General features: G+C 72.7%; 18 protein-coding genes and 1 pseudogene. 8 read left to right on the forward strand and 11 right to left on the reverse strand.

What is annotated here, in order from left to right; all coding sequences use genetic code 11:
• Window positions 1–482: 482 nt before the first annotated feature.
• Complete coding sequence (locus JS756_RS12590) at window positions 483–725, reverse strand: hypothetical protein (RefSeq protein ID WP_205383153.1); 243 nt, start codon at window positions 723–725, stop codon at window positions 483–485.
• Window positions 726–733: 8 nt separating this feature from the next.
• Entirely contained in the window at window positions 734–1,192 is a 459-nt protein-coding gene (locus JS756_RS12595) for a hypothetical protein (protein ID WP_205383154.1), read from the reverse strand.
• A 347-nt stretch (window positions 1,193–1,539) separates the two neighbouring features.
• On the opposite strand from JS756_RS12595, the pseudogene JS756_RS12600 reads away from it, so the two are divergent.
• Window positions 1,540–2,141 (forward strand): annotated as a pseudogene (locus tag JS756_RS12600) (HAD family hydrolase).
• 135 nt (window positions 2,142–2,276) lie between these two features.
• Here the strand turns inward: JS756_RS12600 and JS756_RS12605 are convergent.
• Window positions 2,277–2,672 (reverse strand): hypothetical protein, encoded by a 396-nt coding sequence (locus JS756_RS12605; RefSeq protein ID WP_205383155.1) that lies wholly within the window; start codon window positions 2,670–2,672, stop codon window positions 2,277–2,279.
• A 252-nt stretch (window positions 2,673–2,924) separates the two neighbouring features.
• On the opposite strand from JS756_RS12605, the gene JS756_RS12610 reads away from it, so the two are divergent.
• The gene (locus JS756_RS12610; protein WP_205383156.1) at window positions 2,925–3,371 is read left to right on the forward strand and encodes a hypothetical protein; all 447 of its coding nucleotides are present in this window, start codon (window positions 2,925–2,927) and stop codon (window positions 3,369–3,371) included.
• Window positions 3,372–3,586: 215 nt separating this feature from the next.
• Here the strand turns inward: JS756_RS12610 and JS756_RS12615 are convergent, their stop codons facing one another.
• Window positions 3,587–4,321: a hypothetical protein gene (locus JS756_RS12615; RefSeq protein ID WP_205383157.1), complete on the reverse strand. Its 735-nt coding sequence runs from the start codon at window positions 4,319–4,321 to the stop codon at window positions 3,587–3,589.
• A 106-nt stretch (window positions 4,322–4,427) separates the two neighbouring features.
• A complete protein-coding gene (locus JS756_RS12620; RefSeq protein ID WP_205383158.1) occupies window positions 4,428–5,651 on the reverse strand; it encodes an MFS transporter in 1,224 nt (407 codons plus the stop codon).
• 70 nt (window positions 5,652–5,721) lie between these two features.
• On the opposite strand from JS756_RS12620, the gene JS756_RS12625 reads away from it, so the two are divergent.
• The 3 genes from JS756_RS12625 (at window position 5,722) to JS756_RS12635 (ending at window position 8,200) form a co-directional block, all read left to right on the forward strand.
• Complete coding sequence (locus tag JS756_RS12625) at window positions 5,722–6,705, forward strand: ArsR/SmtB family transcription factor (RefSeq protein ID WP_205383159.1); 984 nt, start codon at window positions 5,722–5,724, stop codon at window positions 6,703–6,705.
• A gap of 9 nt (window positions 6,706–6,714) precedes the next feature.
• Window positions 6,715–7,227: a glutathione peroxidase gene (locus JS756_RS12630; RefSeq protein WP_205383160.1), complete on the forward strand. Its 513-nt coding sequence runs from the start codon at window positions 6,715–6,717 to the stop codon at window positions 7,225–7,227.
• 124 nt (window positions 7,228–7,351) lie between these two features.
• Window positions 7,352–8,200 (forward strand): MerR family transcriptional regulator, encoded by an 849-nt coding sequence (locus tag JS756_RS12635; protein ID WP_438817307.1) that lies wholly within the window; start codon window positions 7,352–7,354, stop codon window positions 8,198–8,200.
• Window positions 8,201–8,337: 137 nt separating this feature from the next.
• On the opposite strand, the gene JS756_RS12640 is transcribed toward JS756_RS12635, so the two are convergent.
• The 3 genes from JS756_RS12640 to JS756_RS12650 form a co-directional block, all read right to left on the reverse strand.
• Window positions 8,338–8,529, reverse strand: coding sequence for a DUF397 domain-containing protein (locus JS756_RS12640; RefSeq protein ID WP_205383162.1), 192 nt, complete (start codon window positions 8,527–8,529; stop codon window positions 8,338–8,340).
• Between the two features lie 197 nt (window positions 8,530–8,726).
• A complete protein-coding gene (locus JS756_RS12645; RefSeq protein WP_205383163.1) occupies window positions 8,727–9,584 on the reverse strand; it encodes a helix-turn-helix domain-containing protein in 858 nt (285 codons plus the stop codon).
• Window positions 9,585–9,958: 374 nt separating this feature from the next.
• Window positions 9,959–10,708 (reverse strand): GOLPH3/VPS74 family protein, encoded by a 750-nt coding sequence (locus JS756_RS12650; RefSeq protein ID WP_205383164.1) that lies wholly within the window; start codon window positions 10,706–10,708, stop codon window positions 9,959–9,961.
• A 223-nt stretch (window positions 10,709–10,931) separates the two neighbouring features.
• Here JS756_RS12650 and JS756_RS12655 point away from each other — a divergent pair, with 223 nt between their 5' ends.
• Entirely contained in the window at window positions 10,932–13,604 is a 2,673-nt protein-coding gene (locus tag JS756_RS12655; protein WP_205383165.1) for a D-alanyl-D-alanine carboxypeptidase, read from the forward strand.
• Window positions 13,605–13,773: 169 nt separating this feature from the next.
• On the forward strand, window positions 13,774–15,735 hold the full coding sequence (locus JS756_RS12660; RefSeq protein WP_205383166.1) for a DUF8823 domain-containing protein: 1,962 nt from the start codon (window positions 13,774–13,776) through the stop codon (window positions 15,733–15,735).
• Window positions 15,736–15,846: 111 nt separating this feature from the next.
• Here the strand turns inward: JS756_RS12660 and JS756_RS12665 are convergent, their stop codons facing one another.
• Window positions 15,847–16,962, reverse strand: a complete 1,116-nt coding sequence (locus JS756_RS12665; protein WP_205383361.1) for an ADP-ribosylglycohydrolase family protein — start codon at window positions 16,960–16,962, stop codon at window positions 15,847–15,849.
• Between the two features lie 236 nt (window positions 16,963–17,198).
• Between JS756_RS12665 and JS756_RS12670 the strand changes: the two genes are divergently transcribed.
• A complete protein-coding gene (locus tag JS756_RS12670; RefSeq protein ID WP_205383167.1) occupies window positions 17,199–17,750 on the forward strand; it encodes a DUF2165 domain-containing protein in 552 nt (183 codons plus the stop codon).
• 148 nt (window positions 17,751–17,898) lie between these two features.
• Here the strand turns inward: JS756_RS12670 and JS756_RS12675 are convergent, their stop codons facing one another.
• Together JS756_RS12675 and JS756_RS12680 are read right to left on the reverse strand one after the other, a co-directional pair.
• Window positions 17,899–18,471 (reverse strand): hypothetical protein, encoded by a 573-nt coding sequence (locus JS756_RS12675; RefSeq protein WP_438817308.1) that lies wholly within the window; start codon window positions 18,469–18,471, stop codon window positions 17,899–17,901.
• 83 nt (window positions 18,472–18,554) lie between these two features.
• Window positions 18,555–21,140, reverse strand: coding sequence for a bifunctional FO biosynthesis protein CofGH (locus JS756_RS12680; RefSeq protein ID WP_205383169.1), 2,586 nt, complete (start codon window positions 21,138–21,140; stop codon window positions 18,555–18,557).
• Window positions 21,141–21,189: the final 49 nt, after the last annotated feature.

Below are 21,189 nucleotides of genomic sequence, written 5' to 3' on the forward strand. Positions count from 1 at the left end.
GAGGTCGAGTACAACCGCAGCCGGCTCCGTCGGCACCCCGACTACGGGTACGTCACTCCACTCGAAACGAGATCCTTGCTCAGGCAGAACCTCGTCCCGGCAGCGTAAACACCCGCTGTCCAGTTCGAGGGGGGAACTTCAGACTCTCCCGTGCTCCGGCCCGGCTGGCATGTCCTCGGCAGATCACTGCCGACCTTGATCCCAAACCTACCTCTTGCGCGCGTGTCCCACCGGGTGGCCGTCGAGTGGACACGTCCGGCGGTGTGTGGAGGACCGGGGCGAACACCGGGTGACGTCGCAGCAGGTGAGAGGTAGAGCGGCTCGAGCCCGAAGGTTCGCCCGAGGTACGTGCCGTTCCTCACGCGCGACACCCTCCTGTTCCGCAGGCGGGACCGGCGCCCCGCATCACGCTACGACGTCCGAGAGGCGTTGGGCCGTCGGTCCGGGGAGCGCGGTGTGGGGCGGGGGCTTCTCCGTCGCCCCTACGTGCGCTCGGCCTTCTTGGCCGACCTCGCCATCCAGGTCTGGCAACCCCATCGGGCCAACCCGCCCACGAGGAGGGCCGCGAGGATGGCGCCCCAGTCGATGACATGCGGTAGCCCCGGGAAGAAGCCGAAGAAGGCCAGAGTGGCGACGAAGCCGACGAGGAAGGCACCGATGCCGGCCCGCCGACGTCGTGCTTCCCCCACTCGGTACGGGCCCGGCCCTTGCTGCTGGTCGGTCATGCGCGGACTCACTTCGTGATGTGGTGGCACTGGCTGACGCGCCGCGCCCCGTTGACGTAGAGGTGAGCGCACGCCTTGCCATAACGAGGCAGCCTCTGCGGATGGTTGTTCCGCATGGGATCGATCTTGCACTCGTTGTGCGTCCTGCCACGCGATGTGCGGTAGGTCCTGTTGTTCGTGTCGGCGTATGTGAAGTCGATGCGCCAGTTGCAGAAGCCACTGCTCAGAGCCGCGACGAAGGCGCAGTCGACGCCGGCGTTCTGGTACGTGATCTCCTTGCTGCTGCCACGGATGATGTGTGTGAACATGCAGCCGGTCGGGACCTTCACCGTCGCACCACCCACGCTGTACTCGAAGGTGTGGACCGGAGTCGAGCCCACGGCACCGGCCTGGGCGCCAGTGGGGAAGGCCAAGGCGAGGGCGCTCGCTGCGGTGAGTGTCGTGGCGAGACGTGAGATGTGCCGCATGACCAAGTCGGTCCCCTTTCACCGGTACTTCCTGCGTACGCGGGGGACAACTGCACCGCGCAGGGGCCGGTTGCCGGGATTCGGGTGATCTCACCAGCATGAGCGAACATGACGGCAGGGTCACTGACCAGCAGAAACGTTCATGGACCTTCGGGGCCGACTTCCTGGCTGTCGGCCACCGCACTGCACGCGGTTCGCCACGAGCACGGCGTGGTGTTCCGCCGAGGTCTCACCGGACGCCTTCCCCCGATCGTCCGGTCGGTGCCTGGCATGATCGGCGCGTGAGAAGTGAATCCGCCCGTTCGGGCCGCTCGAGGTACGTGCTGTTCGACGTGGACGGCACCTTGATGAACGCGGTGGACAACCAGCGCCGGGTGTGGCGGGCCTGGGCAGAGCGCTACGGGCTCGACGCGGACGAGGTGTACCGAGTGGCCCTGCGGACGCGGCCGGCGGAGACGTTCGCGACGGTCGCCGGGGACCGCGATCCGCGTGAATGCCTCGCCGCGCTGCACGAGTTGGAGGACGGGGACGTGCGGTCCGGCGTCTATGCGGCCTTCGACGGCGCGTCGGAGCTGCTGCACGGGCTGCCGACGGGGTCCTGGGCCTGGTGACCTCGAACTACGAGCACCGGGTGCGGGGGCGTTTCGAGCGAACGGGCCTGCCGCTGCCGGGCGTGCTCGTGGACGCCGCCGCGGTCGAGGAGGGCAAGCCCTCTCCCGTTCCGTATCTGCGGGCGGCCGAGCAGTTGGGTGCCCGGCCGGGAGACTGCCTCGTCGTCGAGGACGCGCCGTCCGGAGTGCGGTCCGGGCTGCGGGCCGGCATGACGGTGTGGGGCGTGAACGCCGCTGCCGCGGTGGAGGGCGTGCACCGGCACTTCGAAAGCCTGCGTGAGGCGGTTCCGCACATCCTGGCCTTCGCCTCCGCATCGCGCACAGACGCCGCGGCCTGAACTCGCCCCCGGCATCGGGACCCCCGCGGGGTGGTGTGGAAGGGGTGCTCTCGCGAGCAGTCGACCCCTCGTCGGGGACGCCGGCACGGGCGCGGCAACGCTTCGGCGTCCGGACGGACGGGCTGCGGGGCGGTCTCAGACCACGGCGCGTACGAAGCCGCCGCGTGCGGTTCCCGAGCCGAGGAGCGCGGTCGGGTCGAGGACGTCGGGCATCCGGTCCACCGAGAGGACCAGGGCGCCGCCGGCCCGCTCGCTGTCGGTGCACCAGTCGGCCTGCTCGCCTGGGGCGTCGGCGCCCTGTGTCGGGTCGAGCACCGGCGCGGCGAGGGCGGGGACGACGATGCCGTGGTCCGCGGGATCATCCACGACGCACAGGGTGAGGCGGGGGACGATGCTCCACCCCCCGCACACGGTCACCGTCCCGTCGGGAGCGGCCGGCAGGGGCAGGGCGTCGTGGATCGGCGCGGCGGCCGGCAGGAGGACGGGCCGAGTACCGCGGACGAAGAGGGTGTTCTCGGGATCCATCAGCATCCGGCCACTGTGCCTTGGACGGCCTGCCCGTTCTCCGCCGGGGTGGGCATGTGCCGTCGCCGGGGTGTCGCCGGCCGTCGCGGCGGCAGGACCGCGCCGGTTGCGGACGGCCGCCGCGTCCTGGGCCGGGCCGGGGGCAGGGGTCCGGCGCCCGTGGGTCGGGCATGAACGTGGCCCCGCAGCGCGGTTCTCGGGGGCGGCATGAGTACGGATGCTCATGCGCGGGGCCGATGCCGCGCGGACCATGAGTGCATGGGAAAACGGGGAACACAGCTGTTTGCCGCCCTCCTTCTGGTCGCGGCCGTGCCGGTCGCCGTGTGGGGGCTGATGGGCCGACAGGACGCGCAGGGGATTCCGCCCTCCGAGCTGGACCACGCGTTCCGGCCGCCGGATGTCGCCGACGGTACGGCCACGGTGCTCGGGGTCGTCGCCCTCGTCCTGGGTGTCCTCGGCGCGGCGCTCCTCGTACGGGCGGGTCTGCGCGGGAGTCTCGACAACCGCTGGTGGGCCGTGCTCGGGCCGCTCGTCGCGGCGGGGGCGCTGGCGGGCGTGGGCCTGCGGATCCTGACCGCGGGGGTGATCGGCGCCAACATCGGGGCGGGCCTGGTGATCCTGGTCGGCGGTCCGCTGATCGGCGGGCTGCTGCTGTGGGCTCTGGTGCGGGGCGTCTGGCTGGCCTGGGAGCGATCCCGGCGGTGAGTGCGGGCGGTCTCCCCCGCCCGGGGTGAACGGTGGGAGAGGAACGGCAGAGCCCCCCGGACCGCCGCGAACACCTGGCACACCGTCCACGCGCGGCGGCCCGGCGGTCGGGGCTCGCGGGACGGAGGCCCTGCCGTCGGGTCGCGCCGGGCCGGCCGCCCCGGGCCGCAAGGGCGGGGTGGCCGGCGTCACGGGTGGCGTGCTGCCGCGGGTGGTCAGCCCTGGCCGGCCGCCGTGTCGGTCCTGCTCTTCAGCGACGTCACGATCTGCCCGGCGAGCTTCTTCGCGCTCGCGGCGCCGTCGTCGGCGCCGTCCGTGGAGAGCACGGTGACCACGGCGGTGCCCACCCGGGTGGCGATCAGTGTGGTGCCGCTCTCCCAGGCCGGGTCGGTGAGGGTGATGGTGTAGGTCTCGTCACCCGTCCCGCTGTTGGCGGCACCGGTGACCTTCACCGTGCTGTCGGGCTCGGTCTCGTGGTAGGTCGGGCACGCGGCGACGACCGCCGCCAGGCCCTTCATCACGTCGGCGGCCGTGTCGCCGCGGTAGACGTCGATCTCCTGGTCGAGTTCGGCGGAGGTGGCGTCGTTGATGTACGTCGACTGCGCGAACGAGACGCCCTCGATGCCGGTGAGGTCCACCCAGCTCGTGTATCCGAGGTGGGTGCAGTCGGGCTTGGCGGCGCTCTTGGTGGCCGGCGCCCGGTAGTGGCCGCCGCTGTCCCGGGTGAGGTCGGCCTGGGCGGCGAAGCCGGAGGGGAAGTACGAGGCCGGGGCGAGGGCCTCCTTCAGCTCCGTGCCTGTCAGCAGGCCGGCGTTGGGGTTCTCGGCGGCGGGCGCGGACGACGAGGCGCCGGAAGCGGCGGTGCCGGTGGCACCGGTGGAGCAGGCGGCCAGCGCCAGCGGGAGTGCCGCGAGGGCGAGCGCCTGGAGGGCGCGGGACAGGAGACGCATCGATGTCCTTCAGGATTCAGTGCCGGTCGGGGCGCTCTGTGAGCGGCCCGTGCGGACTCTATGGAGGCCAGGGAAACGAACCGGTGACCTTTTGCTCATGCGTGCGTCAAGATTTTTTCCCGGTTCGGCACAGAGCGGTCGTGTCGGGTGGCGGTGGAGCGGGACGCGCTGTCCTCGGCCCCCGTCCGGCCCGGGCCAGGAGGACGGTCGCTACGGCCGATGCCGCCGCCGTCACCGTCATCGCCGCGGCCGGCGGGACGAGTTGGGCCACGGCGCCCGCCAGTGCGGCGCTCGCGCCCTGCAGGGTGAGCATGCCGGCGGAGTGCAGGCCGAGGGCGTGGCCGGTCAGGTCGGCGGGAGTGAGGGAGATCAGCCGCTCCTGCTGGAGCAGGCTCGCGCCGAAGCCGACGGAGGCGGCCGTGACGGCGATCGCGGCCACGGGCAGCGGCGGGTGCAGGGCGAAGACGCCGTACGGCGCCGCCAGCAGCAGGAGCAGGGGCGTGATCAGGCGGGGTCGTGCCGCGGGCGGCAGGAGGCGGCCCACGGCCGTGTCTCCGGCGAGCATGCCGACCGCCGCGCAGGCGAACAGGGTGCCCGCCGCTTCCGGGTCGTACGGCACGTACAGGGATTCGCAGCCGACGACCAGGCCGTTGGGGACCCACAGGCCGAGGTAGACCAGGCGGCGGGGGCGGGAGGACCACAGGCGGGCGTTGGTGCGCCAGGTCGTGGTCACCGAGGGCCGGCCGGCCGCCCGGGGCGGACGCGAGGCCGGCAGCAGGCGGGCCGCCGCGGACGACGCGAGGTGCAGTGCGGCCGACAGCAGCAGGCCGGCGCGTGGGGACAGGACGGCCACCAGGGCCCCGCCCGCGGCGTACCCGGTGATCTGCACGAGGCCGCTCGTCATGTTGAACACCGAGCGGCCCAGCAGGTAGCCCCGCCGGTCCAGGATCTCGTCGAGCAGTCCCCAGCGGACCCCCGCGCCCGGTGACGCCACCATGCCCTGCACGAGGACGACGGCGAGGACGGCGGCCACCGGCAGCCCGGGCAGCGCCTCCAGTGCCGTGGTGGCCGCGAGGACGGCCGGGACCGCGGTGAGCGCGGTCCGCGGGCGTATCCGGTCGGCGGCGGACAGCAGCAGGGTCGCGCCCAGCACCTGCGCCAGCGACGGGCCGAACATGCTCAGCGCCGCCAGCAGCGGGGACGCCGTCGCCCGGAACACCAGGGTGCCGAGGGCGAGGCCGCCGACGGTCCGGGCGGCGGTCTGGGCCGCGAAGGACAGCAGGAGCGGGGTGAACTCGGGAGTGTGGAACAGGTCGCGGTATCGGCGCATGCGGCACAGGCTGGAGCGGCCCGGCGGGTGGTCGTTAATGTTTCGCGGGGGTGCGAAACCGGGGGGTGCGGTGGGCTGGTGGCTCGTCAACGCGGACACGCTGGCGCGCAGCCGCTTCCTTCTCTCCCCGCTCGCCGAGGCCTTCGCAAGTCTGAAGCTGCTGCACGCCGGGAGCGGCGCGCATCCCGGGGAGCGGGCGTGGCTGCGCCGCCATCTGCCCGCGTACCGGGCCCGGCTGGCCGCCGACCCGGTCACCTCGTTGCTGGTCCGTTCCGGGCTCGGGCGGGCGTGGATCGCCGACTTCCTCACGCCGACGCCCCGTGACGGGGAGACCTTCGGCGACGGTGCCGCCCGGGTACGGGCGGCCGATCCGGCGTCGGCCCGCACGCATCTGCGGCGCTCCGTCGCGGGGCCGCTGCCCGCGGCGCTGGACCGGGACGATCTGCCGGAGCGTGCGGCCTGCCTGCTGGAGTGGGTGTGGGAGGAGACCGTGCGGCCGACGTGGGAGACGCGCCGGCGCGTGCTGGAGGCCGACGTGGTCGCGCGGACCGCGCAGGCCGGCCGGGCGGGCTGGGCCGCCGTGCTGGACTCGCTGCGGCCGGGGACGCGGTGGCTGGGAGAGAGCCGCTTCCAGGTCAATCTGCACGAGTACCCGCCGCGTGAGCTGGCGGGGGCGGAGCTGCTGCTGGTGCCGGTCACGCCGCAGACCGGGTGGGTGTCCTGGGAGGGGCGGTCCCGGTACGCGGTCGTGTACCCGTGCGCGGGAGTGCTCGTCGGCGGGCGGGACGGGGTACCCGTGCCTGCGGCGCTCGGCGCGCTGCTGGGGCCCGCTCGTGCCCGGGTGCTGGTGCTGCTCGGCTCCCCGCTCAGCACCACCCAGCTCGTCGCCCTCACCGGGCAGGGGCTCGGCTCGGTCGGGCGGCATCTGCGGGTGCTGAGGGACGCCGGCCTGGTCGAGGGCCGGCGGGCGGGGCGGTCGGTGCTGTACGTGCGGACGGCGGCGGGAGAGGTGGTGGTGGAGGCGGCGGACGGAGCCGTCACCCCGCGGCGTTAGCATCCGCGCATGACGACTACGGACGAGAGCTTTCCCCTGGACGTGGAGATAGAGGCCCTGACCGGCGGTTCCGCCGGCCTCGATCAGTACGCGGGCCGGGTCGTGCTGGTGGTGAACGTGGCCTCCCGGTGCGGCCTGACGCCGCAGTACGCCGGCCTGGAGCGGTTGCAGCAGCGCTACGCGGAGCGGGGTTTCACGGTGCTCGGCGTGCCGTGCAACCAGTTCCTCGGGCAGGAGCCCGGCAGTGCCGGTGAGATCGCCGCGTTCTGCTCGGCGACGTACGGCGTGAGCTTCCCGATGACCGAGAAGGTCGAGGTCAACGGGGACGGGCGGCACCCTCTGTACGAGCGGCTGAGCGGTTTCGCCGACACCGAGGGGTACAGCGGGGACATCCGCTGGAACTTCGAGAAGTTCCTGGTCGGGACCGATGGCCGGGTCGTCGCCCGGTTCTCCCCGAAGACCGAGCCGGAGGCGGCCGAGGTGGTCGCCGCGATCGAGGCGCGGCTGGCCCCGCTCGCCTGACGGGCGCTCGCCCCTGCCCCGGGACAGGGCACCCCGCGCCCGGCGGGCGTTGACCTTGCCCCTGGGGCAGGGCGGAGGGTCCCCGTGACCGGGCGGACGGCGCCCGGTGACGGAGGATGAGGGCGTGGACGACGATCTGCTCACCATCGGGGCGTTCGCGGCGCGGGCCCGGCTGTCGGCCAAGGCGCTCAGGGTGTACGACCGGCTCGGTCTGCTCGCACCCGCGCGCGTCGATCCCGCCAGTGGCTACCGGTACTACCGCGTCGGCCAGATCGAGCGGGCCCGCACGATCGCGCTGCTGCGGCAGCTCGACATGCCGCTGGCCGTCGTCGCCGAGGTCCTGGCGGCGGACGGGCCCGAGGGGGCCGAGCGGCTCACCGCGTACTGGGCGGACACCGAGGCGCGGTTCGCGGCGCGGCGCACCCTCGCCGAGTTCCTCCGTGGACGGCTGTCGGGAAGGAGCTCCGAGATGTACGAGAGGTTCACGGTCGGAACGGTGGAGGTGCCCGCCCAGGTGGTGATCGCCGAGAAGCGGCACACGCTGGCGGACGAACTGCCGGCGTGGATCGGGGCGTCGCTGGGCCGGCTGGAGGCGGCGGCACGGGAGTGCGGCGGGGTGGCCGGCGCGCCGTTCGTCGTGTACCACGCGGAGGTGTCCACGGAGAGCGACGGGCCCGCCGAGTCGTGCGTCCCCGTCGCCGACGAGACCGCGGCGCGGGCCTGGGCGCAGGCGCAGGGGCGGCCGTGGCGGACGACGGTGCGCGTCGAGCCGGCCCGCCGGCTGGCGTACACCCGCATCACCAAGGCGCAGGTGGCCCATCCGCAGATCCTCGCGGCCTTCGAGGCGGTGGAGGCGTGGATGAAGGAGCGAGGACTGTCCTACGACGGACCGTGCCGCGAGGTCTACTTCGCCGACTGGGACGCGGCCGGCCCGGACGACCCGGTCTGCGACGTGGCCTTCCCGGTCAGGTGAGGGTGGGCTGAGAACGGGCGAGCCCTCTCGGCAAGGACGGCGGCTGGTCGAGAGGGCTCTTCCCGTGGTGCTTATGGAGTTGTCGCCGGCCCGGGGGGCCGACCGGGCGGGTGGCGAGTCCCAGACAGATCCGCCCCCTACGCCTTGACCGATGCGACAAAGGCGTTCCACGCCTCGGCGGGGAAGGACAGAGTGGGGCCCTGGGGAACCTTGGAGTCCCGTACGGCCATGGCCGCCACGAGCGGCGACTTGATCTCGACGCACGCGCCGTTGCCCGTGGAGTAGGAGGACTTGGTCCAGGTGTCCGTGGCGCCCTGACGAATTGCCATTTTTGCTCCGTGTTGCCTGTCGATGAGTTGCTCTGTTTGCGCCAACCTTGTTGCTCGATGGCGTGATCGACGCTACTCGCCGACATCGGCTTACGAAGCGACTATTCACTCGTTGGGCGGCATATTCCAGATGAGGCTTCCATCCCGGCCGGGTGAGGGTGTACCGTTCGGCCACTCTCGGCCCCGGCGGCATCCGGTCAGCGGGCGTACTCCTTCGCGATGTCCGCGATGAACTGGCGGGACTGGTCCACGTTCAGGGCCTGGGCGCGCAGGTGCTCGTACATCACGCTGTACTTCTGGACGTCGTTCGCCTTCTCCAGGTACAGGTCGCTCGTGACGCCCTCGATGTAGACGACGCTGGAATCGGCCGCGTCGGGGAACTCCAGGATCGCGTACTGGCCGTTGAGGCCGGGGTGGGCGCCCATGTCGAAGGGGATGACCTGCACGGTGACGTGGGGCAGCTGCGACTGCTCCACCAGGTACTCCAGTTGCTCCCGCATCAGGGCCTTGTTGCCGACCACGCGACGCAGCGCCGCCTCGTCCAGGACCGTCCACAGCCGCAGGGGGTTCTCGGGCGCGGTGATTCGTTCCTGCCGCCGCATCCGGACCTGTACGCGCTTGTCGATGTCCGCGGGCGCGGTCTCCGGGAGCGCGCCCGCGATGAGCGCCTCGGCGTACTGCCGGGTCTGCAGCAGACCGGGAACGACCTGCGGGTCGTACACCCTGAGGCTCGCCGCGTCCGTCTCCAGGCCGATGTACACGCTGTAGGGGATGTCACCGAAGGTGTGCCACCAGCCCTGCTGGCGGGAGTCCTTGGCCATCTGCATCAGCGAGTCGACGATGCGCTGGTCCTCGACCTCGTAGACGTTGCACAGGTCGCGCACGTCGCGCTGGCTGATGCTGCGCCGCCCGTTCTCCAGGCGGCTGATCTTCGACTGGGACACGAGCAGCCGCTCGGCGACCTCCTCGGCCGTCATGCCCTTGAGCTCGCGCAGCCTGCGCAGCTCCTGGCCCAGCCGGCGCCGCCTGACAGTGGGATTGACATTCGACGCCACGGGACGTGCACCTCCGGCTGCGTGCCTGTACTCGGTTGTACTGCAACTTTGCGTATCTGCTGTTGAGCAGACTGCCACCAAGGTGCTTATTACCGCTGGGAAACAGGGGATATGCGGCTGAAGTGTCCCGGACATGCGTCCGCGCGGGGCGGTACGGCCCATGGCCTCGCGGACATGATGCCGTATCGCCCCGCGCGGGACGCGCGGCTCCCGAACGGGTCTTGCGGTGCGACGCGGCGCCGGGCGACGGCACGCGATGCCGAGCGGCGCGCTGGTGCGCAGGTGGTGCGGGTCGAACGGGTCGTGCCGAAGGGTGCCGGGTCGTGCCGGCCGCACCGGGTCGCGCCGGAGCGCGCCCGCTGTGGAGCTGCGCCTCAGCTGGCCACGGCGCGCACCATCGATCCGCGGTGCGGCTGCACCGGAACACCGCGCGCGGGTTCCGCGGTCGGCCTGCCTCCGGCGGTGGCCTGGCGACCGGCCGGACCGCGGCGCGGCTGGGCCGCCGCACCGTTCTGGACGTCCATCACGGCGTGCGCGACGAGGCCGCCCATCGGGTCGTGCCTGATGAGGTCCCGCAGCCGGGAACGGGACGAGCGTCCCTCGTTGCCCGGATACAGGTGCTTGCCGAGACCGACCGCATGGGCCAGCGCGGCCAGCGCGGCGGTCCGCGGGTCCGGCGGAACGCCGGTCCGGATCGCCGAGTCCAGCCGGGCCCTGATCTCCCGGCTGATCGCCGTGTCCGTCGCCTGGTAGCGCGTCGTCGGCAGTACCCCGCACATCTGGCCGGGCACGGCGTGCACCATGCCGCACCGCTCCAGATGCGAGAGATAGGTCTGGCGGAGGCCCAGTCGCGGCCCTCCGATCCAGTGGACGGCACGTACCGGAGCGCCGCGCCTTCGCAGCAACTCCAACGCGCAGTCCAATGTCGGATCTCCTGTCGGCCGTGGGACCACCACGGCGATACGATCCCCGTCAGGGGCTATCCGTCCGGCCAGCGCCAGCTCCACTAGCTGCGCTCCGGCCAGACCGAGGTCGAGCGACTGCGGCTGTGCAGTGGTGCCCGTGGCCGGGTCCAGTGCCAGCAGCAGAAGCTCCTCCGGAAGTGTTCTGCGGCTCCTGCCCATCCATGCCTCCCCGCGTGGATGAATGACAGGGTGACCCCTCTCACATTGGTCTGTCGAGGGTGCGTGACCTGTTTGTAAGGGAACCGGCAGGTATGTCGTTCTCGTCTACCGCAGGAGCCAAGCCCTCAGACAGGACACTGGTACATGGTTCGGACAGTGCCATGAAGCTGTTCCGGGCGGCGATTCACGGTTGGGTTCGGAAGCGCGCCAAGGCGTGCGGCGCATGGAGGAGGCATCGGTGGCGGGCGAGTCCCCCGACAGGTCGAAGCAGCGCGAGTCGTCGGCAGAACCGACGCCGGGGAGCGCGCTTCCGGTTCCCGAGGCTCGGGCCGAGGAGCGCCGTGAGACCCGCGACCCGCGGCTGGCCATGTCCCGCGAGGACGTGACGCCGGCGGCGCCCGGGACGGCGCGCGGCAGCGTGGACACGGCCACGAAGATCCTCTCCGTGCGCGACCTGGCGCCGGACGCCGGTGACCCCGCGGACGCGGCGTCCGGCGGGAACGAAGACGACGGGCGCTCCGCCGCCTCCGGGGGCGACCCGGAGGCCGGGGAGACCGGGCAGCCCCAGGAGGGCGAGGAGCCCTCCGGCGAGGACGCCGCACCGCAGGGCGACGGGGTGAGCACGCAGGGCGACGAACGGCTGCGGTCGGCCGTGGCCCAGTGGATTGCATCGGCGAACGGCACCACCCCGGAGTCGGGCCCGGACGCCGACGCCCCGCAGCCGGGCCCGGACGCCGGGACCGACGAGGGCCGGGCGAACGAGGCGGACCGCGAGGCGGCCGACCAGGACACCGGGGAGCGGGCGGAGCGCACGGAACCGGGCGAGGACCGGGCCGACGGCCGGGTCGGCGCCGATCGCCCCGCGGACGAGGCCGCGGAGACCGAACGGTCGGACCGGCCCGAGGCGTCCGAGGCGTCCGAGGAGGTCAGGGAGCCCGACGAGGACCGCCGGGATGCGACCGGCCCCGCGGACTCCCGCACCGGCACCCTCCCCGCCGACGAGCCCGACCAGCCCGAGCCCGACCGGACCGAGGCCGACGAGGCGACTGACGAGTCGACCGGCGAGGCCGACGGGACGACCGTCGACGACCGCCCCCGCCCGGGCGAGGACGCCGGCGAGGAGGCCGACGCCGTCTCCTCCGGCACCTCCGTCGACGAGGAGCCCACCGGCGAGGGAACGGACGACCACGCCGGTCGCGCCGACGCGGAAGCGGACGCCGACGAAGGCGAGGACGGCGACGGCGGCCAGAGCGCCGACAAGGGCACCGGCACCGGCACCGGCAGGGCCGTGGATCAGCCGACCACCATGCTCAAGCTCGACCGGCCCGTCCGGCCCGCCGTGGACCAGCCGACCGCCATGCTCAAGCTGGGCGAGACGGGCAGGCGGAGCGGGCAGGACGACCGGGACGGGCAGGACGACCGGGGCGAGAGGGCCGGGCAGGACGACCGGGGCAGTGAGCGCACCAGCCGGTTCGTCGCACTCAAGCCCCTCGACGAGCCTCCCGCCCGTGCCTCCCGGGCCGCGTCCCGGACGCAGGCAGAGCCGCCCGCCTCGGACGCCACCGACGCCCTCCTCCAGATCGGCCCGGAGCGCACCACCCGGCAGCCGCTCCCCCCGAAGCCGCCGCTGGACCTGCTGGCGGAGCTCACGAACACCCCGCCGCCCCCGCAGACGCCGCTGCGCACGCTGGTGCGCCGGGTCAAGATCTGGACGCCGCTGGTGCTGCTGCTGGTGATCGCCTTTGCGGTCGTGCAGGTCATGCGTCCGCTGCCCACGCCCACCCTCACGCTCACCGCGGAGGACACCTACTCCTTCGAGGGCGACAAGCTGAGCCTGCCGTGGCCGGACGAGGGTCAGGGCTGGATGGCCGTCGACGGTGTCGGGACGATGGACCACTTCGGGGAGCAGAAGCCGGTGGCCATCGGTTCGGTCGCCAAGACCATGACGGCGTACGTCATCCTGCGGGACCACCCGCTGAAGCCGGGGCAGGAGGGCCCGAAGATCGAGGTCGACCCCACGGCGGAGAAGGAGGGCGGCTACTACAAGGACGGCGAGTCGACGCTCAACACCGTCAAGGCCGGTGACTTCCTCACGCAGAAGCAGGCCCTGTCCGCCATCATGATCCCCTCCGCCAACAACATCGCGCGGCTGCTCGCGCGCTGGGACGCGGGTTCGGAGGAGGCGTTCGTCGAGAAGATGAACGCCGCCGCCCGCGACCTGGGGATGACCGGCACGACGTACACGGACCCCTCCGGCCTGAAGGAGACCACCGTGTCCACGGCCGAGGACCAGGTGAAGCTGGGCCGCGCGGTGGTCAGGATCCCGGCTCTGGTCGACATCACCAGCGCCGCCAGCTGGACCGACCCCTCCGGTCACTACCACAACAACTACAACGAGCTGCCGTACCTCGTCGGCGCGATCGGCATCAAGACCGGCAGCACCACCGCGGCCGGCGGCAACCTGCTCTTCGCCTCCCGCAGGAACGTCGACGGGCAGACGGTCACCGTCGTCGGCGCGATCCTCGGTCAGAACAAGCCGACGATCCTCAAGACGGTGAACGCGGTCAGCAAGACCGCGCTGCTCGCCGCCCAGTCCGCGCTGACCTCGGCGAAGATCGTGAAGAAGGGCGACGTCGTCGGCTATGTCGACGACGGTCTCGGCGGCCGCACGCCCGTCGTCATCACCGAGGACGTCACGGCGGTCGGCTGGACCGGGATGCGGGTGAAGCTGTCCTTCGTCGCGGGCGAGGTCCCGCACACGGCGAAGGCGGGCACCACGGTCGGCACGCTGACGGTCGGCGACGGCGGAGCCGGCAGCGCCGTGAAGGTGCCCGTCGCGCTGCAGAAGGATCTGGCGGAGCCGGGCTTCGCGGACAAGCTGACCCGCCTGGGATGACCTCCGCGACGGACCCCGCGCCGGGGCCGTGTCGCCGCACTCCGCCGCCGGGTCACCACTCGGGCGCCCGGCGGCGGGGTGCGTGCTAGCGTCACGAAACAGGATGTCGAAGCCGACGTAGACGGAGCGCGGCCGAGAAGAGAAGACAGGACACGGGGAGTGCCTTCAGGTGGCCACTGCGGAGCCGACACGCGCCGACGACACCGGTCCGGGCCCTGGGGGTGGCCCGCGAATACAGCTCTCCGATCCGCGCGGGCGGGGGACGACCGACCACGGCGAGCGGAGCGGACACCCGGGTGACCCCGATGAAGCCGAGGGACCGGGCGAAGCGGATGAGCCGGACGAACCTGAGGAAGCACGCGGGGAGGGCGGCCCGGGTGGTCCGGACGATGCCGGCGACCGTCCGCGATCGGCGTTCCTGACCCTGCGCGAGCGGCTGCTGCGACACCCCGTACTGTCCGTCACCGCGCTCGCCGGGGTTCTCCACATCGTCTGGTTCTTCACCTTCGCGAACAGCGGCGGCGACCTGGCGGCGCAGGACGCGTGGGCCGAGTTCGTCGGTCGGCACCCGGACTCGGCGTACAACCTGGCCTGGTACGGCGGCATGCACCCGGTGTCGTACAGCGTGGTCTCGCCGTATCTGATGTCGGTGCTCGGTGTGCGCACGACGATGATGATCGCCGGGACGGTGTCGGCCGGTCTGCTGACGATGCTCCTGATCCGCAGCAGGGCGGTCCGCAATCCGCTGTGGGCGTCGCTCGCGGGCGTGTTCGCCCTCCTGTGCAACGCGATCTCCGGTCGTGTCACCTTCGGGCTGGGCACGATGTTCGCGCTGGGCGCGGTCGCCTCCGTCTTCTGCTGGCCCTACCGCTGGCGGTACAAGAGGTGGGCGAAGGCGTTGTGCGCGGCCTCGCTGGCCGGGCTGTCCACCCTGTCCTCGCCGGTGGCGGGCCTGTTCGTGGGCCTGGTCGCGGTGGCGCTGTTCCTGCAGAAGCGGCGGCCGGGCGCGTGGGCGCTCGGGCTGGTGCCGAGTGCCATCGTCGCCGTGTCGGCACTGCTGTTCCCCTTCTCCGGTACGCAGCCGATGTCGTTCGGTTCGGCGGTGCTGCCGCTGCTGTACGCCGGGATCGTGTTCTACGTCGCCCCGCGCGGGTGGCGGACGGTGCGGACCACGTCCGCGGTGTACGGGCTGTCGGTGCTGCTGGTGTGGCTGATCAGCTCCCAGATCGGCTCCAACATCACGCGGCTGGCGATGCTGTTCGCGGGCGTGGCGCTGATCGCCGCACTGCCGTTCGCGGTGCCGCGCTCCCGCAAGTGGTACCTGATCGTGCTGGCCTTCACCGCGTTCGTCGGATGGATCGGCTTCAAGACGGTCGACGACATCGTGCACACCGCGCCCGCCGCGTCCTGGTCGCGCGAGGTGGCCCCGCTCGTCAACCAGTTGCAGAAGGTCGGTGCGGAGAAGGGCCGTGTCGAGGTCGTCCCGGCCCGCTCGCACCGCGAGGCCTCCGCGCTCGCCCCCTACGTCAACCTGGCCCGCGGCTGGAACCGGCAGGCCGACATGGAGCGCAACCCGCTCTTCTACGACGACACCCTCAACTCCGCCAACTACCACGAGTGGCTCCAGCGGTGGGCCGTGCACTTCGTGGTGCTGCCGAAGGACGAGCCGGACGGCGACGGCGGTCAGCGTGAGCGGCAGCTGGTGCAGCGCGGACTGCCGTACCTGAAGCAGATCTGGGGCGACGCCCAGTGGCAGCTGTACGAGATGACCGACCCGAAGCCGCTCGCGGAGCCGAACGCGGTGGTGACGCGGGCCGAGCAGGGCGAGTGGACGATGCAGGTGTCGGAACCGGGGCGCATCCTCGTCCGCATCCCGTACTCGCCGTGGCTGAGCATCGTCGACGCCGAGGGCAGGAAACTGAAGCCGCCGCAGGAGACGGAGGCCTCCAAGAGCCGTCCCGAGGGCACGCCGAAGACGTACAGCAACGTCAACGGCTGTCTGACGGAGACGGAAGAGGACGCCCAGGGCGACCGGTGGACGCTGCTGGTGGCGCCGGAGGCGGGGACGTACCGGCTGGCGGCGCCGTACACGGTGCCGCGGGGCACTCCGTGTCCCGACGAGCTCAAATGATCGTCGGCGCGACCGGCACCCCGGGACTGCCGGGTTCGGCGCCCGCGCCGGCCGATGGCGGGCGCGGACCGGCCCGCCGGCCGGCAGCCGCCTGACCGGTCCGCGGACCGGTCAGGCCCGCGGATACCGCGCCAGCCACCCCGGCGACGCCCCGCCCGGCCCGTGCAGCGCCGGACCCTGGGTCATCTCCATGGCGAAGTCGTCGGCGAGTTGCAGCATCGTGGGACGGCCCTCCAGCTCGGCCAGCCAGGCCGGCGGGAGGGCCGTCTCGCCGTGCAGGGCGCCGAGGAGACCGCCGGTGAGCGCGGCGGCGGGGGCGGAGGGGCCGTCCTGGTTGACCGCGAGCCGCAGTCCGTGCCGGACGTCCTCACCGACGAGGGCGCAGTAGACCGCGGCGGCGAGCAGCCCGTCCGCGGCGCCGCCCCCGGCGAGTTCGGCCACCCGGGCGGGGCCGGGAATGCCCTGCCGCACGGCGCCCAGCGCGTGCTGGAGGGCGTCCGCGACGGGCTCGTGCCCCGGCCGCTGCTCGAGGAGGGCGAGGGCGTGCTGCACGGCGGCGTCGAGGCCCTCGCCGCGGGCCAGCCCGTGCACGATCAGCGCGTACGCGCCGGCCGACAGGCAGGCCACCGGGTGTCCGTGGGTGTGGGTGGCGGACTCGACGGCGAGTTGGACGACCAGGTGCGGTTCCCAGCCGACGAGCAGCCCGAAGGGCGCGGATCGGGCGGCTGCCTCGGGCCCGTCGGCGCCGGGGTTCTTGGGCGCGTCCAGGGTGCCCATGCGGTCGTCGCCGAGTCCGAGCAGCAGCGGGCGGGACGGATCACGGCGGGCGTACAGCCACTCCTCGCGGGCGAGCCACCCGTCGTCCTTGCGTCGTTCGTCGGGCCCCCAGTCCCGCTGGGTGGCGGCCCACCGCAGATACGCGCGGTGCAGGTCGGTCGGCGGGTGCCAGGCCCCGGTGTCGCGGCGTACCTGGGCCCGGATCAGTCCGTCGACCGTGAAGAGGGTCAGCTGGGTGAGGTGCGTGACGGTGCCGCGCCGCCCGTACGCCGGCACCAGGTCCACGACGCCCTCCGGGCCGCACACCTCCCGGATCTCCTCCAGCCGCAGGCCGTCGACCGGCGCGCCCAGCGCGTCGCCGACGGCCGCGCCCAGCAGGGTCCCGCGCACCCGGCTCCGGAAGTCCTGCTGCTCGGACCGCCCCCAGACGACCCCGGTTGCCGCACCCACCATGTCCTCCCCCGGGCACCGTCCGTACGTACGACGCAAGCACTGTAATCGAACAACAACGGTCGATCGGGGGCACAACGGTGCACGGAACAGGCAGGGAGCGATCGCGAGTGACCGGAAAACACCCCTCGAAAGGGGGTGGAGGTCCGTGTCCGGAGCTGCCGGGTCCGAGGGGCGCCGGCCGGCGGTGGCTCATTGCCCACCCCCCGTTCACACGGGTGCGGTACATGATCTGCATGACCACCCCCACTCCACGCACAGTCCCGCTGGCAGCCGGTGTCCTGACGGGCACCCTCGCGCTCTACATCGCCCTCGTGGCGTTCGGGAACATCACCGACTTCGGCACCAACCAGGCGTTCGTCCAGCATGTTCTGGCCATGGACACCACGTTCCGGGACGAGGACCTGATGTGGCGGGCCGTCACCGGCAAGGGCCTCCAGAACGCCGCGTACGTCGCGATCATCGCCTGGGAGACCGTGGCCGCGGGCGTGCTGATCGCCGGGACCTGGTTCTGGGCGCGTGCCGACCACGGCCGGGCGCGGCGGCTGTCCAGCTACGGACTGCTCATGCTGATGCTGCTCTTCGGCGCCGGGTTCATCGCGATCGGCGGTGAGTGGTTCGCGATGTGGCAGTCGAAGGACTGGAACGGCCTGGCCGCGGCCACCCGGATCTTCCTGATCAGCGGGGTGGTCCTGCTCGTGAACCACCTGCCGTCCGCACAGGTGCGCGACGGGCTCGACGACCGGGACGGGGCTCAGGGCCCCGGCCGGCAGGGAGTACGCGACTGAGGACTTCCGCCGGTGCCGGTGCCCGTGCCGGATCCGGCACGGGGGCGAGGGCTCGTCGGCCACCCGGTTCCCGCCGTTCTGCCTCCGCCGGCGTCCGGGAGCCCGGATCCGTCGCCGTCTTCCGTCCCGGCGGGCCGTGAGCCGGCTGTCAGGCGACGACCGTGACCGTGGTCCCCGTCGTCGCGAACGCCCACAGTGCCTGGCCGTCGGGCTTGCCCATGCGTATGCCGCCCGTCCTGGCCCCCGGGGTCGGGGCGGGCGGGGAGGAGCCGTCGAGGGCGTTGGAGAAGGCTATGGACAGCCCCGACCGGGCCGTGAAGTAGACGATGTGCTCGACCGGTACGCCGTCGAAACCGGTCGTCGTCTCCCGCCGGGTCGAGACGGTGTAGGTGCCGGGCTCCGGGCCGACCGTGCCCGGCCAGACGGTGAAGGTGCGGCGCTGGGCGTCGCTGGCGTCGATCAGCCAGACCCGCTTGCTGCCGAGCGAGTAGACGATACGGCGGCCGGTGCCGGAGCCGTCCGGCACCTTCACCGCGGTCGGCGTCGGCGCCGGATGCGGCCCCGGTGACGCCGACGCCCGTGCGCTGGGGCGGGCGGACACCACCGTGGGCTTCGGGCCGTGGTCGGCCTGGACCGCCAGGGCCACGACCGCGGCGACCGCACCCGCGGTCAGGCCGGTGACCCAGGCCCACGAGGGAAGCCGTCGGGCAGGCACGGGCACGCATCTCCTCAGTCTCCGGCCCCCGGTTCCGGACGACACCGAGGGTCGGATCATCGTACTGTGCGGGTGGTGCCCGGCCTTGCTCAGTCCAGCACCGGCAGCAGCTCCGGCAGATGCCCGTCCGACGCCCGCGCGGTCCGCTGCCGCTCCTGCGGCACCTCGCCGTACAACGTCGTCCGCGGCCGGGCCGGGCGGCCCGCGGCCTCGGCGACCGCGACGAGGTCTTGCACCGACTTGTAGGAGCCGTAGGACGAGCCCGCCATCCGCGAGATCGTCTCCTCCATCAACGTGCCGCCCAGGTCGTTCGCGCCCGAGCGGAGCATCTCCGCCGCGCCCTCCGAGCCCAGCTTGACCCAGCTGGTCTGGATGTTCGGGACGTGCGGGTGGAGCAGCAGGCGCGCCATCGCCGTGACCGCCCGGTTGTCCCGCATCGTCGGGCCGGGGCGGGCGATGCCGGCCAGGTACACCGGCGCGTTCGTGTGGACGAACGGAAGCGTCACGAACTCGGTGAAACCGCCGGTGCGCTGCTGGATCCCGGCGAGCGTCCGCAGGTGGCCCAGCCAGTGCCGCGGCTGGTCGACGTGGCCGTACATCATCGTCGACGAGGAGCGGATGCCCAGTTCGTGCGCGGTCTCGACGACCTCGATCCAGGTCGCCGCGGGCAGCTTGCCCTTGGTGAGCACCCAGCGGACCTCGTCGTCGAGGATCTCCGCCGCCGTCCCCGGGATCGTGTCGAGGCCGGCCTCACGGGCCGCGGAGAGCCACTCGCGCAGGGACATCCCGGTGCGGGTGGCACCGTTGACCACCTCCATCGGCGAGAAGGCGTGGACGTGCATCCCCGGCACCCGGTCCTTGACCGCCCTGGCGATGTCGAAGTAGGCCGTGCCCGGCAGGTCCGGGTGGATGCCGCCCTGCATGCACACCTCGACCGCGCCGACGTCCCACGCCTGCTGGGCCCGGTCGGCCACCTGCTCCAGGGAGAGGGTGTAGGCGTCCGCGTCGCTGCGGCGCTGCGCGAAGGCGCAGAAACGACAGCCCGTGTAGCAGACGTTGGTGAAGTTGATGTTCCGGGTGACGATGTACGTCACGTCGTCGCCGACCGCGGACTTCCGCACGTCGTCGGCGACCCGGCACAGCGCGTCCAGCGCCGGGCCGTCCGCGTGCAGCAGCGCCAGCGCCTCGTCGTCGGTCAGCCGCGTCGGGTCGTCGGCCGCGGTGCGCAGCGCCGCCCGCACGTCGGCGTCGATGCGCTCGGGCGCCATGCCGGGGACGGCCGCCTCGCGCAGGGCCTCCCAGTCGCCGTACACCTCGTCGAAGTCGTCGCGCCGGTCCGACGTGCGGCCCTCGGTGTCGATCGAGCGGTGCAGGTCCGTGCGTCCGGTCGCGGTGAAGACCTCCTCCGGCTCCTGCCACGGCCGGCCCTCGACCACCGCGTCCGGGAGGGCCAGTCCCGTCTCCGGGTCGGCGAGCGCCGCCACGTGCGGGCGCAGCCGCGGGTCCAGCCACGGCTCGCCCCGGCGGACGAACTCCGGGTACACGCACAGTCGTTCGCGCAGTTCGAAGCCGGCCGCCGCGGACCGGGCCGCCAGCTGCTCGATCTGCGGCCAGGGGCGCTCCGGGTTGACGTGGTCGATGGTGAGCGGCGAGACACCGCCCCAGTCGTCGACACCCGCCCCGATCAGCCGCTCGTACGCGTCGTCGACCAGGTTCGGCGGCGCCTGGAGGCAGGCGCTCGGGCCCATGACGTGGCGGGCGACCGCGACCGCGGCGACCAGCTCGTCCAGTTCCGCGTCGGGCGTGCCGCGCATCGCCGTGTCGGCCTTGGCGCGGAAGTTCTGGATGATCAGCTCCTGGATGCCGTGGTGGGCACGGGCCACCCGGCGCAGCGCGAACAGCGACTCGGCCCGTTCCTCGTGGGTCTCGCCGATGCCGATGAGGAGTCCGGAGGTGAAGGGGACCGAGGAGCGGCCGGCGTCCTCCAGGACGCGCAGACGCACGGCCGGTTCCTTGTCGGGGGAGCCGTGGTGGGGGCCGCCGGGCTCCGACCAGAGCCGTTCGGCGGTCGTCTCCAGCATCATGCCCATGGACGGGGCGACGGGCTTGAGCCGCTGGAAGTCCGTCCAGGTCATGACGCCCGGGTTGAGGTGGGGCAGCAGGCCCGTCTCCTCCAGGATGCGGATCGAGACGGCGCGTACATAGGCGATGGTGTCGTCGTAGCCGTGCGCGTCGAGCCACTCGCGGGCCTCCGGCCACCGGTCCTCCGGCTTGTCGCCGAGGGTGATCAGCGCTTCCTTGCAACCGAGCGCGGCGCCCTTGCGGGCGATGTCCAGGACCTCGTCCGGGGACATGAACATGCCGTGCCCGTCCCGGCGCAGCTTGCCGGGGACGGTGACGAAGGTGCAGTAGTGGCACTTGTCCCGGCACAGCCGGGTCAGCGGGACGAACACGCTCTTGGAGTAGGTGATGACGCCCGGGCGACCGGCGGCCCGGAGCCCGGCGTCCCGGACCCGGGCGGCGGAGGCCGCGAGGTCGACGAGGTGCTCGCCGCGGGCCTGGAGCAGGACCGCCGCCTCAAAGACGTCGAGGGCGACACCGTCACGGGCGCGTTTGAGGGCGCGACGCATGGAGTTCTCGGTCGGGCCGGTTCCGGAGGCCGCGGAAGTCGTCATCCTTCGAGCATACGAGCGCACTGATCGTTTCCGCCGAGCCGCCCGGCAG

It is taken from the genome of Streptomyces actuosus (assembly GCF_016921115.1).
In the GTDB taxonomy this organism is placed as follows: domain Bacteria; phylum Actinomycetota; class Actinomycetes; order Streptomycetales; family Streptomycetaceae; genus Streptomyces; species Streptomyces actuosus_A.

Excerpts from the sequence above, each read along its gene's own strand:
- JS756_RS12590 (WP_205383153.1), bottom strand. The coding sequence starts at position 725 with ATGACCGACCAGCAGCAAGGGCCGGGCCCGTACCGAGTGGGGGAAGCA.
- JS756_RS12595 (WP_205383154.1), bottom strand. The coding sequence starts at position 1,192 with ATGCGGCACATCTCACGTCTCGCCACGACACTCACCGCAGCGAGCGCC.
- JS756_RS12605 (WP_205383155.1), bottom strand. The coding sequence starts at position 2,672 with ATGCTGATGGATCCCGAGAACACCCTCTTCGTCCGCGGTACTCGGCCC.
- JS756_RS12610 (WP_205383156.1), top strand. The coding sequence starts at position 2,925 with ATGGGAAAACGGGGAACACAGCTGTTTGCCGCCCTCCTTCTGGTCGCG.
- JS756_RS12615 (WP_205383157.1), bottom strand. The coding sequence starts at position 4,321 with ATGCGTCTCCTGTCCCGCGCCCTCCAGGCGCTCGCCCTCGCGGCACTC.
- JS756_RS12620 (WP_205383158.1), bottom strand. The coding sequence starts at position 5,651 with ATGCGCCGATACCGCGACCTGTTCCACACTCCCGAGTTCACCCCGCTC.
- JS756_RS12630 (WP_205383160.1), top strand. The coding sequence starts at position 6,715 with ATGACGACTACGGACGAGAGCTTTCCCCTGGACGTGGAGATAGAGGCC.
- JS756_RS12640 (WP_205383162.1), bottom strand. The coding sequence starts at position 8,529 with ATGGCAATTCGTCAGGGCGCCACGGACACCTGGACCAAGTCCTCCTAC.
- JS756_RS12650 (WP_205383164.1), bottom strand. The coding sequence starts at position 10,708 with ATGGGCAGGAGCCGCAGAACACTTCCGGAGGAGCTTCTGCTGCTGGCA.
- JS756_RS12655 (WP_205383165.1), top strand. The coding sequence starts at position 10,932 with ATGGAGGAGGCATCGGTGGCGGGCGAGTCCCCCGACAGGTCGAAGCAG.
- JS756_RS12670 (WP_205383167.1), top strand. The coding sequence starts at position 17,199 with ATGACCACCCCCACTCCACGCACAGTCCCGCTGGCAGCCGGTGTCCTG.
- JS756_RS12680 (WP_205383169.1), bottom strand. The coding sequence starts at position 21,140 with ATGACGACTTCCGCGGCCTCCGGAACCGGCCCGACCGAGAACTCCATG.